The sequence below is a fragment of the Phycisphaerales bacterium genome (assembly GCA_029268515.1).
Classification (GTDB): domain Bacteria; phylum Planctomycetota; class Phycisphaerae; order Phycisphaerales; family SM1A02; genus JAQWNP01.
The window spans coordinates 378,182-391,763 of record JAQWNP010000006.1; the positions used below are offsets into that span (position 1 = coordinate 378,182).

11 protein-coding genes are annotated in these 13,582 nt (G+C 51.0%); 7 read left to right on the top strand and 4 right to left on the bottom strand.

The window, feature by feature from the left end; translation table 11 throughout:
* Window positions 1–81 precede the first annotated feature (81 nt).
* Genes P8J86_04520 through purL form a run of 4 tightly spaced genes read right to left on the bottom strand, consistent with a single transcriptional unit; the run spans window position 82 to window position 5,891 of the window.
* A complete protein-coding gene (locus P8J86_04520) occupies window positions 82–1,113 on the bottom strand; it encodes a Gfo/Idh/MocA family oxidoreductase (GenBank protein ID MDG2053953.1) in 1,032 nt (343 codons plus the stop codon).
* A gap of 7 nt (window positions 1,114–1,120) precedes the next feature.
* Window positions 1,121–2,053, bottom strand: coding sequence for a hypothetical protein (locus tag P8J86_04525; GenBank protein MDG2053954.1), 933 nt, complete (start codon window positions 2,051–2,053; stop codon window positions 1,121–1,123).
* Window positions 2,054–2,107: 54 nt separating this feature from the next.
* On the bottom strand, window positions 2,108–2,950 hold the full coding sequence (locus P8J86_04530; GenBank protein MDG2053955.1) for a phosphoribosylformylglycinamidine synthase subunit PurQ: 843 nt from the start codon (window positions 2,948–2,950) through the stop codon (window positions 2,108–2,110).
* Window positions 2,919–5,891, bottom strand: coding sequence for a phosphoribosylformylglycinamidine synthase subunit PurL (purL, locus tag P8J86_04535; protein ID MDG2053956.1), 2,973 nt, complete (start codon window positions 5,889–5,891; stop codon window positions 2,919–2,921). The genes P8J86_04530 and purL overlap by 32 nt, the downstream gene beginning before the upstream one ends.
* 154 nt (window positions 5,892–6,045) lie before the next feature.
* Between purL and rnhA the strand changes: the two genes are divergently transcribed.
* From rnhA to panB, 7 genes are all read left to right on the top strand, one after another.
* Window positions 6,046–6,555 carry a ribonuclease HI gene (gene rnhA / locus P8J86_04540; protein ID MDG2053957.1) on the top strand — a complete coding sequence of 170 codons (510 nt, stop codon included), beginning with the start codon at window positions 6,046–6,048 and terminating at the stop codon, window positions 6,553–6,555.
* A gap of 78 nt (window positions 6,556–6,633) precedes the next feature.
* Window positions 6,634–7,005, top strand: a complete 372-nt coding sequence (rpsL, locus tag P8J86_04545; protein ID MDG2053958.1) for a 30S ribosomal protein S12 — start codon at window positions 6,634–6,636, stop codon at window positions 7,003–7,005.
* Window positions 7,006–7,134: 129 nt separating this feature from the next.
* Window positions 7,135–7,629, top strand: a complete 495-nt coding sequence (rpsG, locus tag P8J86_04550) for a 30S ribosomal protein S7 (GenBank protein MDG2053959.1) — start codon at window positions 7,135–7,137, stop codon at window positions 7,627–7,629.
* 95 nt (window positions 7,630–7,724) lie between these two features.
* Window positions 7,725–8,645 (top strand): hypothetical protein, encoded by a 921-nt coding sequence (locus P8J86_04555; protein MDG2053960.1) that lies wholly within the window; start codon window positions 7,725–7,727, stop codon window positions 8,643–8,645.
* Complete coding sequence (locus tag P8J86_04560; GenBank protein MDG2053961.1) at window positions 8,642–9,757, top strand: ThiF family adenylyltransferase; 1,116 nt, start codon at window positions 8,642–8,644, stop codon at window positions 9,755–9,757. The genes P8J86_04555 and P8J86_04560 overlap by 4 nt, the downstream gene beginning before the upstream one ends.
* A gap of 336 nt (window positions 9,758–10,093) precedes the next feature.
* Window positions 10,094–12,604: a hypothetical protein gene (locus P8J86_04565; GenBank protein ID MDG2053962.1), complete on the top strand. Its 2,511-nt coding sequence runs from the start codon at window positions 10,094–10,096 to the stop codon at window positions 12,602–12,604.
* 43 nt (window positions 12,605–12,647) lie between these two features.
* On the top strand, window positions 12,648–13,532 hold the full coding sequence (gene panB / locus P8J86_04570) for a 3-methyl-2-oxobutanoate hydroxymethyltransferase (GenBank protein ID MDG2053963.1): 885 nt from the start codon (window positions 12,648–12,650) through the stop codon (window positions 13,530–13,532).
* Window positions 13,533–13,582: the final 50 nt, after the last annotated feature.

Sequence of the window (13,582 nt, forward strand, 5' to 3'; positions counted from 1 at the left end):
GCCAAACAGCAACGGAATCTCGTAAGGCCTCGCTTGCTCGGCGAGGCCTTACTTATTGAAAGTCAATATTAGATTGAGTCGCTAGACCATTCTCGCGCCAGCTGCTCGCGCAGACTCAACAATACGTTCAGCTGTACGCACCGCAGCAAGCCCGGCTAAAGCATCGATTTCTGGGCGCCGCCCTAACCTGACATTGGCGAGAAAATCGTCAATTTCTGTTTCCAGTGCGTCAGCGCTACCAACCGCAAGCTCTTCAAGCTCGATAATGTCTAAGTAATTCACGCCCGAGAGGTCCTCACCTGAAGCAAGCATTTCACGAACATCTGCCATCTTCTCTGCATTGGCAGTCTTTCGAACAACCGTGCCACGACGCTCAACAAAGTCTGCAGAGATGTACATCTCATCCGAAATCAGGCGGACCTTGCGCTCTGTCTTCATTGCGAGACGACTTGCTGTGACATTTGCAACACAACCCGACTCTCGCTCAGGTGTCGCATAGACAAGGCGCGCGTTACACACATCCTCTGCTTCACTGAGCACACTGACTGCGCTTGCATGAATAGACTCTGGTTCTTGACCTATCAGCCAGTGCAGTAAGTCTAGATCGTGAATCATCATGTCAAGAACAACACTGACGTCGATGCTCCGGAATGTCATCGGGCTAATACGATCCATCTCAATAAATCGTGGGTTTGAAAAACCGGTTTCACGAATTGCTTGCATGACGGGGTCATACCGCACAATGTGGCCAACCTGTAAGACGGCTTCACTGCGCTGAGCCGCATCCACAAGCATGGCTGCTTCTTCAGCATCTGGCGCCAGTGGTTTCTCGATCAAGCATGCGATTTGTGCCGCCAAGAGGGGTTCGGTAAGGGAGCGATGTGTGACTGTTGGCGTTGCAATTGTGACTGCATCAACACCCATTGCCATCAACTCATCGAGTGTCGCAACCGGCACACCGCCCCACTGACTTGTCACCTCTTGTGCTCGGTCAACATCCAGATCACAAATTCCGACAAGCTCAACATCAGTTCGCTGCGAATAAACACGCGCATGGTGCTGACCCATTCGGCCAACCCCAACGACACCACAACGTAAAACCTTTTCGGACATCTTCTGCTTACTCCTCGCCCTCAAGTTGCTCTGATGCGGAATCCGCCTGTCGGTTCCGATCAAGCATTCCACCATAAAACCGATCTTTTCGCTCGCGTTGACGCCGAATTCGGCCCTGGTGCTCCTTTGCATGGCGTACCGAGTGAGAAATTGACGCGCCCAAGGAAACAAAACCAATACCAAAGGCACAGGCGCTCACGATCCACAACAACAAAAAAATCAAAGCCAGTGGCACATACCACATGCTCAATGACGTGATGATCATCCCCGTGACGCCGAATCCTAAACATTGTTTTGCCAAGCCGTCTCGTACCCAATCAGCCAACTCACAGAGCAAGACGACTTCCAAACACAACCCCAGCATCCCGATGGCCAACATGACAAAGAGCAATATCCACCAATACAACTCCACTTGAGTCAACCAAGGCGGCGCTGGGCTCACCGTCTTTGCAACGACTGCCCCAATTAATAAAAACACGAGCGGGAACCAAGCCAACTGTAACCATCGGCCCAACTTTCTGACACGGCTCGTGCCAGTAAAACCCCGCCAAGCGCCTTGCGGCAACACCAACGATGGCGTCAAGAACCACGCACCAGTTATCCATAGCATGCCCCCGATCAATAATAAAAGGCACGCAAGACTTGGATATTGCCACTCAATCAGCAACACCGCCGCCACCATGATGGAGACCAATCCTAGAATCGAAAGTAATGCGCCGAAACGAAAACGCTTGATCACAGGCATTGGCATCAGCGAAAGCGCGTCATCAATTTTGCCGATGGGCATTTCGATTGGCAAGCCACACTCCGGGCATTGCCCTTGCGCTGGTGCGCCTCGTAAATCATAATTACAGGCTGGGCACTCGCGCCACTGATGGACTTTTTGATTAAGTCTTCCCGGCATTCGAGGGTCTAACGGTCGAGAATTTTGATCAACCATCAAAGCTCACCTACAACGAAGCACATCCCATTACTTTGTTTCAATGTGCGATCTCTAAAGCACTGCAGCGGACCGTGCATGCTCAGCAGCTTTATGAAACATCTGAATGCCAAATGGCTGCTTCAAACGAGTTGCCTCGGGAAGCCTCGTCCATGTCGGATGATTTTCCCACACAGTATAGCGCTCCGGATGAGGCATCAGCCCCAACACCAGCCCCGATGCATCACAGATCCCTGCAATGTTGTCGGATGAGCCATTGGGATTGTCATGAGCAGCGTATCGAATTGCAATCTGACCCGTTCTCTCAAGCGACTCTAGAACACGCTCTGATGAAGCCATGAATCGCCCTTCTCCATGTGCAATTGGCAGCACCTGAACATCCGAATCAGCCGACAGCCCTGATGTCCAAATGCAGCGTGTCTGATCAGGCACCGTGACCTCAACCCATTTGTCTATAAAACGCGCTGATTCGTTATCGCTTAATGCGACCACTGGTGGTGGCGCCAGCGCCGGCCAAGAAGCGCCTATCTCTGGCCCCGGCAAAAGTCCCATTTGCACTGCAATCTGGAAACCATTGCATGGAGCAATAATTGGAACGCCACGTTCAACCGCCTGAACAAACGCGGGATAGAGCTCACGTCGCATGAGCTGGGCCGCAATGCGCCCCGCGGCGACAGCATCGCCATAGCTAAATCCGCCAGGCAATCCTATCAACTCAAATTGCTCGACCAACTTTGGTTTCGCCAAGAGTTTCTTCAAATGCACAAAGCTTGGCTCAGCACCAACCAACTGAAATGCTTCTGCCAATTCCTGGTCACAGTTGATACCAGCAGTTGTCACAATTAAAGCTCGAAGCACGTCGTCCTCACCATCCCAGTGGCGCCAGCCAGGCGTCACGTAGTTCTGTTAGCTCAATGTTTAGGTCGGTTCCGGAAACACGAAGTGTTGTTGCCTTATCAAACATACCAATAACAGACCAAGGCAGATCCGCTAGATGTGTTTCGATGCTGGCGAGGTCTTCAGGCGCCACTTCTAACAAGTAACGGCTCGGTGTCTCTGAAAAGCAAACTTCTCCAAGCGAGCTGCCGCCTTCTTTTAGCAACGCATCGCCATCTAGCGAAAGTCCAACATGCCCGGAAAATGCCATCTCTGCGGCAGCGACAATTAAGCCACCGTCAGAACAATCGTGCGCTGCGCAAACACAACCAGATGCAATCAACTTAGCAACTGCATGCGCCAAACTTGGCCCTTGCGCAAGATCGACTGTGGGCAACGATCGATCAGCCCATGCCTCTGGCCACTGGGCCGCAGCACGGCTGCCACCCATTTGAGATGTGGTCTGCCCAACCAAAACGAGTAAGTGCCCTGCACTCTTTGCGTCCATCGTGACACAGGTAGCAACATCATTCACTGGTGAAAAGCCGGAAATCAGAAGTGTTGGTGGGATCTGGATAGTTTGCCCGTCTTCAGTCGTAAACTGATTGTGTAGTGAGTCCTTCCCAGAGATAAACGGAGTTGCGTAAGCCTTTGCTGCGTCGTAACAACCCCATGCCGCCTGTACCAGACTGCCCATCATTTCAGGTGCATCACAGCTAGGCCAACAGAAATTATCGAGTATGGCAATCCGACTTGGATCAGCTCCAACACAAACAAGGTTGCGTACACACTCATCAATTCCTGCCAGCGCCATGAGATACGGCTCTGTACTCCATCCAACGGCAAGGCCATTGGCAATAGCGAGGCCACGATCACTTCCCGCAACGGGTCGAATGACTGCTGCATCAGATGGACCTTGTCCATCAGGACCAACCAATGGTTTGATAACTGATCTACCTTGAACTTCATGATCGTACTGGCGAATAATCCACTGCTTACTGGCAACATTAAGATCACCAAGGATGTCGAGTAGATCAGCGCCGAGGTCCTCGATTCGACGAGGCCGGGCACCATCGCTTGATGATTCACTTGGCGACCAACTCGCATCGCGAACGGTATTGGGAATACCCTCATGGAGAAGTTGCATGGGAATCCGGCCAACTTCAGTATCGTAATAACGCAGTATCAACTCACGACCAGGCGTTCCAAACGTGCCTAAGTCACACATCTCGACATCATTCTCATCACAGATTTCTTGCAGTCTTTTCAGATGACGCTCGGGCACAGCCATGACCATGCGTTCTTGCGCCTCTGATATCCATATTTCCGTGGGGGTCAGTCCGTCATATTTCAATGGCGCTCTTTCGAGCTGTACCGAAGCGCCAATCTGTTCACCCATTTCACCAACTGCACTTGAAAATCCCCCAGCGCCGCAGTCAGTAATCGCGCTAAACAAGCAGCCACCTTGCTCGACCGGATTGTCCCGCGCCTCCAGGATTGCATCGAGCACTTGTTTTTCAGTAACAGGGTTACCAATCTGCACTGCATGGCTAAATTCATCTGCATGTGAGTCTGTTAATTCTGCCGAGCTGAATGTTGCACCATGTATGCCATCCCGACCCGTCCGGCCACCCAAAGCAATAATATGGTCACCAGGCTGCGAATCGCCCTCGCAGCGATCTCTTGGCATCACGCCTACACAACCACAGAACACGAGCGGGTTGCCGACATAGTTTGGATCGAACCAAACAGTGCCATTGAGCGTTGGAATACCCATGCGATTGCCGTAATCACGCACGCCACTGACAACTTGCTCCAGTATTCGTCGCGGCGGCAAACAACCAGTGGGTACTTTCTTTGTATCTGGTGGTGCCACACAAAACACATCTGTTGCCGCAATTGGCTTGGCTGCCAAGCCCGTCCCAATGATGTCTCGAATACAGCCGCCGATGCCGGTTGCCGCGCCGCCATAGGGCTCGATCGCTGAGGGGTGATTATGTGTTTCTACTTTAAAGCAAACGCCATGCTCTTCATCAAAAGCAATAATGCCTGCGTTATCAACAAAGACTGATAAGCACCAATCAATACCCTCTTCAATGAGCTCATGTGTGGCCGCCGCAACAGTCGATTTCAGTAAATTATCAATCACGATGGCGCCATCCGAATCGACCGTATGCCCTGGCCTATTCGCTGTTCCAGGCATCGAGCCCACATAGCGCACTCTTGACTTCAGCGTTTTGTGTACACAATGTTCTGACCAGGTCTGCGCCAATGTCTCTAACTCAATTTCACGGGGCTCGACGCCCCGGCTCTTGTACGCAACCTGAATCGCTTTCATTTCATCAAGGCTGAGAAAGAGATGGGCTTCTCTAGACAACGACATAAGTGCTTGGTCATCTAAGGAGGTGATCGCCACATCTTTAACCTCAAGTTCATATGGCGCACCTGCAGCAAACGTGGCTGGGTGATAGCGGTGATCGTGTATGGCGTGAACGACTGGGTTCGCGAAGCACTGAAGTGCAATCACATGTGCCTGCTCGCTCGACATTCCAACGAACTCAAACCGACGTCCGGTTCGCACTGAAACGCCCTGCCCCAACAATGAGGCGATCGCCAACTCGACTGCCTGAGCGGCTGGATCCATCACGCCCGGTAATGGGTGAACCTCAATCTCACTGACCAGTCCAGCTTGGTTGCCATTGTGATGATGCCCATTGGCTTCGTCGCCAGGTGCATACAAGGTCGCCACTTCTGTCACTGGATCAGCAAGAAGCTCATTCGCAATCTGTTGCATTTGAGCGGTCGATAGAACGCCCTGCACCAAGAACACACTGGCCGTGTTAATTTTATCTGGCACACAGTCAGGAGATGAAGATGCGACCTGACGGCAAGCGGCATCACCGCGTGCGTCGCCACTAGAGGAGTGTGGTCGAACCTCCACTCGATAGACAACTTCTGTCATCAGCGCGGGCCCTCAAACTGTAATAACCACTTGAGTGGAACAGACCCCTGACGGACATTCCGAGGGTTAAAATAGGTCTTAATGCGATCCATCAACAGCACAATCGATCCTAGCAGAAAAACAAGTCCGCCTTATATCCACAAGGAGTCAGAACTTGGGCTGTTTGGCTGGAGTGCCCTATCATGGTGGCGTGGTCACCAAGACGCCCCAATATGCACTCTTCACTGATGGAGCTTGCTCCGGTAATCCCGGGCCAGGTGGCTGGGCCTACATACTGAGGTCTATGGAAACTGGTGAAGAAGAGGTGGCCTATGGTGGCGCCGCTGATACGACCAATAACAGAATGGAGCTTTTGTCGATTATCACACCACTAGAGGGCCTCACTAGCCCAGCGGTGGTGGATATCTACTCTGATAGTAAATATGTGCTGGAAGGCCTTGCTAAGTGGATGGATGGCTGGATTGCGAAGGGCTGGAAGCGAAGCGGCAATAAGCCTGTGAAGAATAAAGACCTCTGGCAGCGTTTAGACAGCCTGAGGCACCACCATCAGCTACGTGGACACTGGATCAAGGGCCATAATGACCACCCAGAGAATGAGCGATGTGACCAAATGGCGGTCATCGGTGCTCAAGAAGCATCTGAAGAACGACAGAATGATCGTTAGGCGCCTTGAAGGGGCCATCAGCCCTTGCTAGAGTACGCGGCCCTGAATTTCCAGAGTATCCCGTAGAGTAACTCCACAATGCCAACGATCAACCAACTGATACGCAAGCCACGCCGGGCGCCGACTGTCAAGTCGAAGGTTCGTGACTTAGAAGCTTCACCGCAAAAGCGTGGTGTCTGCCTTCAGGTGAGAACAATGACGCCCAAGAAGCCGAACTCTGCACTGCGAAAGGTTGCTCGTGTTCGCCTTTCAAATGGCAAAGAGATTACGGCGTACATTGGTGGTGAAGGTCATAATCTTCAAGAGCACTCGATTGTGCTTGTGCGGGGTGGTCGAGTTCGTGACCTTCCTGGTGTCCGCTATCACGTGGTTCGTGGATCACACGACACACTGGGTGTCGATGGGCGTAAGCAGGGTCGATCAAAGTATGGTTCCAAGCGAGCTAAGTAGCCCGCTCACAAAAACAGAACGGCAAGTAATCGTGGCTCTCATCCTCTGGTTCTGCTCGAAGCAGCCATTGGGCCACGGTGAACAAGAAGCTCCACACACTGGAGTGGCTGAGCCAAAAAGGAGACCGCCATGGCGGGACGTATTACAAAGTCTCAACAGCAACTGCGACCTGACCCCAGGTTCAATGACATTGTCCTTGCCAAATTCATCAATTGCGTGATGTTGGATGGCAAAAAGTCGACTTCTCAGAAAGTGGTCTATGGTGCCCTAGATCAGATTCAGAAGCGCCTGGACAAAGACAAGCTTGAGCAACTTCCCAAGACCTCTATCGAAGTCTTTCGGCAAGCTATCGACCGAGCCAAGCCTGACGTCGAAGTACGATCACGTCGCGTTGGTGGTACGAATTACCAAGTTCCTATGCAGGTCACACAGGCACGCCGTCAAAGCCTTGCGTTTAGATGGCTTATTCAGGCTGCTCGCAGTGAGTCAGGAAAGCCAATGGCCAATCGTCTGGCGCGGGAACTCTATGATGCAGCCAATGGTGAGGGCAAAGCAGCAACAGTGCGTGAAAATACGCACCGAATGGCTGATGCAAACAAAGCCTTTGCTCACTTCGCCTGGTGATGCCTCAGATTTGCCTTGGACTGATTTGGCTACATACGCTCAAGGTAGCGTAACCGTCAGCCTGACCCTTACTGCAATTGCAGGAAGGAAATGCCATGGCCCATAACAGCCCACTTTGGATGTCATTGCTCGCTGTGTTATGGCTCTCGCTCATGGGCGGATCCCACGCTGCTATTGGCCAACAAGATCCGCCGCGGGTGATGAGCCCAACCGCACAAATGCAGGCCATTCTGCGCCAGTTGCGAGAAGAAGCGATCGCCGCACAGAAGGGCCAAAAACCAATGCGCGATGAAGCGAGTTTCGCTCTTGAAACAACACTCTCGCCACCACCAAATCTGATTAGCCAGAACCTTATTCGAACACAACATCGTGATCCGTTTATAGATGCCTATATCAGGTGGCAACTCACTGGCTTCAATCCTACTTTTCCACAGTTGCCAAAAAGAAAACAGCAAGATGTGTTGCGTAAGCTGCCAGCACTAACCGCAAATCCACTGAGTGATCCTGCGGTTTTGAATCGTGTCAATGAGCTCCTACAGATTCCTATATTGACCGAACAAGAGCAGTTACAAATAATCACGGAATACACAAAGCTCACCGATGCCCAACGTCGCGCTGCTAAAAATAATGTACCGGCCACCAAACTTCGAATGTGGCTCATCAAGAGCTTTCCACCACAATCGCGTGCTGGCTTAGAAGTTCGGGTTGAACTGGTCGCCACGATGGTGGGCAGCGGATGGCCCGCCGGTGGTCCAAAAAACCTACTTAAAAGTGGTTGTGAAATGGCGGGCAAAAACCAAGAGCTTTCAAAGGCCGACCGTGAGAGCATTGCTCAACTTCTTACAAAACTAACCGGCTTGAGCAGCACCATGGTTGACGATCTCAGCACAGGCGACTTTACTCTGCAAGCAGACTTTCGCAGTTCGGCCATACAAGACTTTGAAGTCCGGGCGTGGACCAGACTACTCTACGGCCAAGACGGTTCTGATGACAATCAAACTGGCATGCAGCCATGAACCGATACCATCGTCAAATGATCTTGCCGGATATTGGCGCCCTGGGGCAAGATGCCATTGGCAACGCTCATGTATGTGTCATCGGCTGCGGCGCTTTGGGTTGCTGTAGTGCAGAACTACTGACACGTGCAGGCATTGGGAAACTCACTCTAATCGATCGAGATGTTGTCGAAGAAACCAATCTGCAACGACAAATACTTTTCAGCGAGCGCGACGCCTTAAACGCGATGCCAAAAGCAGAGGCCGCGAAACTGCGTTTGCAGAGCATTAATAGCACAACTGAAATTGAGTCCCAAGTCCAAGACCTCGATGCGACCAATGTGGGTCAGTTGGTTGGATCTGCTGACCTGATCATTGATGGGTTGGATAACTTTGAAAGCCGCTACCTTGTGAACGACTTTGCTGTACATCAAGGCCGAGCCTATTTGTATGGCGGTGCCGTTGGTACAACCGGACTTGCAATGCCGATACTACCCCACCCCACCTCACGTCTGGCAAGTTCAGATGTGAAACCAAACTGGAGTGCATCAGATGCAACACCCTGCCTCCGATGCATTTTTCCAGAACCACCTGCTGCTGGAAGCACGCCAACCTGTGATACCGCTGGTGTACTCGCGTCAATTGTGACAATTGTTGCCTCTTTCCAGGTGAGTGAGGCAATCAAGATCATCACCGGCAACCTTGAAAGACTAGATCGTTCGCTTTTTAGTATTGATCTCTGGTCAAATGTCACCCACCGAACTGATACCTCAACTGCTCGCAACAAGACATGCCCCTGTTGCGCACAAGGCCATTTTGAGTTTCTTGACAGACAACGAGAACAAACAACTTCGACCTTATGCGGCCGCAGCGCCATCCAAATCTGGCCAACAGATTTCGCAAGCAATGGATCTGTTTCATCCGTCAATTTAGAAGCTCTGCTGAGCCAACTTGAACCGCATGGCGACTTTCGTACCAATGGTCACCTCATTCATGGCTCCTTTACGCATGAACAGGGTGACCAAGACGACCCCATCAAGCTTTTACTCTTCCAAAATGGCAGAGCTGTGATCAGCGGCACCAGTCAGACAGCCCGTGCCCGGACCCTGTATGCGCGATATGTTGGCATGTAGGGTGCGATTGATGCTCATGAGCAACAGGCCGCTGGCAGCACGCGTAGTGGGGTCTTGAGCAGCCGCCACCGGGGACTTCACCTATCTGAGAATCAGCTATTTTTGGGTCCTAGCGGTGCCACAGCACGCTAATCTGGCCAATTTCACTGACTTCTAATGCAGATGATTCACTTAGCCACCAGAAGTATGAGCCGATCGGCTAGAATTGATCCTCTTCTTTGCTGGTGAGGGTTCGTTTTTGGAACCTTTTCGCCAACCTGGGTTCTAAGTGTATGTACCCAAATTGTTGGACAGTATGTCCGTGTAGAGAAGTGTCGAAATGAGAGGAAGCGATCGATGAAGTTGTCTTGTGCCAATGTAATCTCTGTGTGCCTTAAAAAGACTCAGCTGCGCCTGACCATGATTGTGACTGCGGCAATATTTGCCAGCCTTATCGCTGTGCCAACAGCGATGGGTCAAGGAACATATGGCGCAATGCCAGATCCGATCTCACAACGCGAGTTGGCTCGTTACGCGGATCGACTTCAGTTGACTGATGCCCAGCGGCAAGGATTGGACCAGATTCATGCTGCCTATGGAGAGACATTCCGCGAACTACGCGAAGGTGAAATTGAAGAGTTCATGACCGATGTCACATCTCGTGGCATGCAACTCATGACGAATCCAGATCTCCTTAAGAAAACGTTGTCTCGCTACTTACGAATAAATAACCAGATCGAAGCAATGGATGTCGCGCTCTTTGAAGAGCTTCAGCAACTTCTTAGTGATGAGCAACTTGCATTACTCGAGCGTGTGCTTATGGCTCGACAGCGAATTCGAAGCCAAGCTGCGTCAACGCTACTCCTACGACAAATGAACCCTGCTGCTTCTATTGACTTCAGCACCATGTATGACGAAATGATGATTACGCCAGATGTTCTTGCCGCTGCTGATCCCGTCATGCAGGACTATGAAGAACGACTCACCCAAGGAACAACGCGCCTCCATGAATATGTCGTCCGTATTCCAACCAAACTCATCGATGAATTGGAAAAAATGGGCTATACCGCTGAGAGCATCTCTGACCCAAGTATGCGAGGGCAACTCTTCCAAGATTTTCGAACTGTTTGGGGTGATCTTGAAGTCGAATTGGTTAAGAAGAGTTTTCAGGTCAGTGATCTGAACCGTAACGCTCTTACACAATTGCGAACCGTCTTAAGCGATGATCAAGTAGACCAGCTATGGCGAAACTATCTCAAGAATGGCTATCAGTCAGCAAATCCTGTTTCAGGCTCCGTGAAACAGTACTTCGATGCAGCGTTGACGCTTGACGGTCTAACCCAAGCAAAGCGGGACATGATCGCCATGGAAGCGATGGAGCTAGAAGAACGTGTTGATACGATCACTAAAAAGATGGTTGATGCGATTGATAGCGACCGAAAAAACACCCGCATGATGGATCGCTGGGGAAGAAATAACGAGAATGAATATCGAATCCGACTCGGTGAGCTTCGTGAACAACTCAGTGAGTTACGAGAACAGGCGCTGGCAAGCTTGGAGCTCATTCTTGGTCAAAACGATATGCAGCAGGTCAAGGCCCAACTTCTTGCCGGTCAGTCAACACAAACAGCCTCAACAGAAACCGGCGCGGGTCGGCGACGAGGACCCCGATCATGGCGATCAACATCGGGAAGCAAAGGCGTTACTGCTCGCTGGCTTTCGCCTCCAATAAGTCAAGGTGAATTAGAACGACTGAAAGCAAGACTCGACTTGCCTGCATCAGAGAATGAGCTTGTCAATGAACTGTACAACGACTATCGAGACGAGTACCAGGAATTACTTGACGGAGATCTTGCACAGGCCGATGAGGTTCAAAAAACACTTTGGGCACTGAATCTAGAAGAAGATAAGGACGTAACACCTCCCTCACGTAGCGATCTCGATGATGCATTTTCTCTACGCTCAGGTGCGATTGCTCAGCTTGCTGAACTCGATCAGTCTTTTCTGAATAATGTCAGTCTTATGTTTGTGCCAGAAGGCTCACCTCTCGTGCAAAGGCTGGTGGATGACCGCACAAGATCTCGGTGCATTTCTATGCGAGCAGGTCATTTAGATTTCATACCCACGTGGATTATTGGGATGGAAGACACTGATGAACCCACGATTGACCTGGTCAACGTGGTCTATTCGAGTGAGTTGTCGAGAGACGAGCTGATTAGCCTCGATGCGGTACTTATGGAATATGAGCAAATTGCGACTGCCGCTTTTGTGAGAGCTCATGAGGATGGCCTGGCATTCGAGAATGCTGTTGGTGGTGTCATGATTGATGCTGCCATGGAAGAAAACCAGCGTTCCAGCTGGCGCCGCTTCAGAAATATTGATGCCGATTCAATGCGATCCTCTCAAGCGGTCTTAATGCAAATCAACCGCCAATCTCTTCAAACGGTGCTGTCCGAACTAACACCTGACAGTGGCTCTAGGGTGGAAAGCACTTACAATCGCCAAGGATTTGGTGTTGTTTACGAAGACAACAAATCGGCAGTAGATGTACTCCAACAGGCTTTGTCATTACCTGATTTAACGGCGACCCAACGACAACGCATTGTTGATATATCGTTGGAGTATCGAGCAAAATATGAAGAGCTCAGTGGCCAGTTAGTCGACATGGCCATTGTCGCAACAGATCCGAATAAAGAAGAGGCTGATGATCGAAACTGGCGATCTCGAATGCAGACAGAACGATCGCGAGAACAGATTGAGTTTGAACGGGATGAACTTAGTGAGCGTACTCGCAATCAAATTCGATTAGTGCTTCAAGACGATCAGATTGCGCAGCTCAGTGGCATGGAGCCCACTCAAAGTCAATAAACAAAGTCTTTAAGTCTGTATTCCCAATCAAGTGGGGTCAAAAATGACAAGTATGAATGCGGAGTCAAAAGAACTCGTGGAGGTTTCTTTAAACCAACCAGCTCGTGGTGATGCCCCTATTACCATGCAACAGATCCGCAAAATGGCGCGAAGCCAGCAGCGCTTCACGTGCCTCACTTGTTATGACGCGACGACCGCTCGCTGGCTTCAAGAAGCTGGCATAGAGCTTCTCTTGGTCGGCGATACCGCTGCAGAAGTTATTCTTGGCTTGCCCGAGACTATTCATGCGCCCCTTGACTTCATGATCCTTCTTACAGCAGCCGTCAAGCGTGGTGCTCCAAAATGCCTCGTGATGGCTGACATGCCATTTTTGAGCTACCAAATAAATGATGAACAAGCACTCACCAATGCTGGACGCTTCTTAACTGAAGGTCAAGCCGATCTGGTCAAACTTGAGGTGGATCATCGTTTCACTAGCACCGTTGAACACTTGGTGCGCGGTGGTATCCCTGTCGTAGCCCATATCGGATCGCGACCACAGCAAGCCAAACTCACCGGTGGCTATCACTCCACTGGACGCACTGCACAGGATGCAAGGCGCCTCGTCAATGATGCTGTCCTTATGGCTGAAGCCGGCGCCATCATGCTTCTACTTGAAGCGACGCCCGTTGAAGTAGCGCAACGAATCGTTGAGTCTGTTGCCTGCCCAGTCATCAGCTGTGGAGCTGGACCTGACTGTCACGGCCAGGTGGTGGTGCTTCAGGACATTCTCGGTTTGAGCAGTTGGCAGCCAAAATTTGCGCAGCCGCAGGCTCAAATTGGACCACAAATCACCACCGCTGTAGAACGATGGGCAACCCAAGTACGTAACAATGATTTGGGTGAGCACCCGTACACCATGCGTGAAGGCGAGGCCGATCTCTTCTAGTTGGCTTTGGTTGACCCGGAAATGCGATTTTAAGGTGATTCAGACATCTT

Bases quoted from the DNA above. Each gene is read 5' to 3' on its own strand.
- P8J86_04520 (MDG2053953.1), bottom strand. From the start codon at position 1,113: ATGTCCGAAAAGGTTTTACGTTGTGGTGTCGTTGGGGTTGGCCGAATG.
- P8J86_04525 (MDG2053954.1), bottom strand. From the start codon at position 2,053: ATGGTTGATCAAAATTCTCGACCGTTAGACCCTCGAATGCCGGGAAGA.
- purL (MDG2053956.1), bottom strand. From the start codon at position 5,891: ATGACAGAAGTTGTCTATCGAGTGGAGGTTCGACCACACTCCTCTAGT.
- rpsL (MDG2053958.1), top strand. From the start codon at position 6,634: ATGCCAACGATCAACCAACTGATACGCAAGCCACGCCGGGCGCCGACT.
- rpsG (MDG2053959.1), top strand. From the start codon at position 7,135: ATGGCGGGACGTATTACAAAGTCTCAACAGCAACTGCGACCTGACCCC.
- P8J86_04555 (MDG2053960.1), top strand. From the start codon at position 7,725: ATGGCCCATAACAGCCCACTTTGGATGTCATTGCTCGCTGTGTTATGG.
- P8J86_04560 (MDG2053961.1), top strand. From the start codon at position 8,642: ATGAACCGATACCATCGTCAAATGATCTTGCCGGATATTGGCGCCCTG.
- P8J86_04565 (MDG2053962.1), top strand. From the start codon at position 10,094: ATGAAGTTGTCTTGTGCCAATGTAATCTCTGTGTGCCTTAAAAAGACT.
- panB (MDG2053963.1), top strand. From the start codon at position 12,648: ATGACAAGTATGAATGCGGAGTCAAAAGAACTCGTGGAGGTTTCTTTA.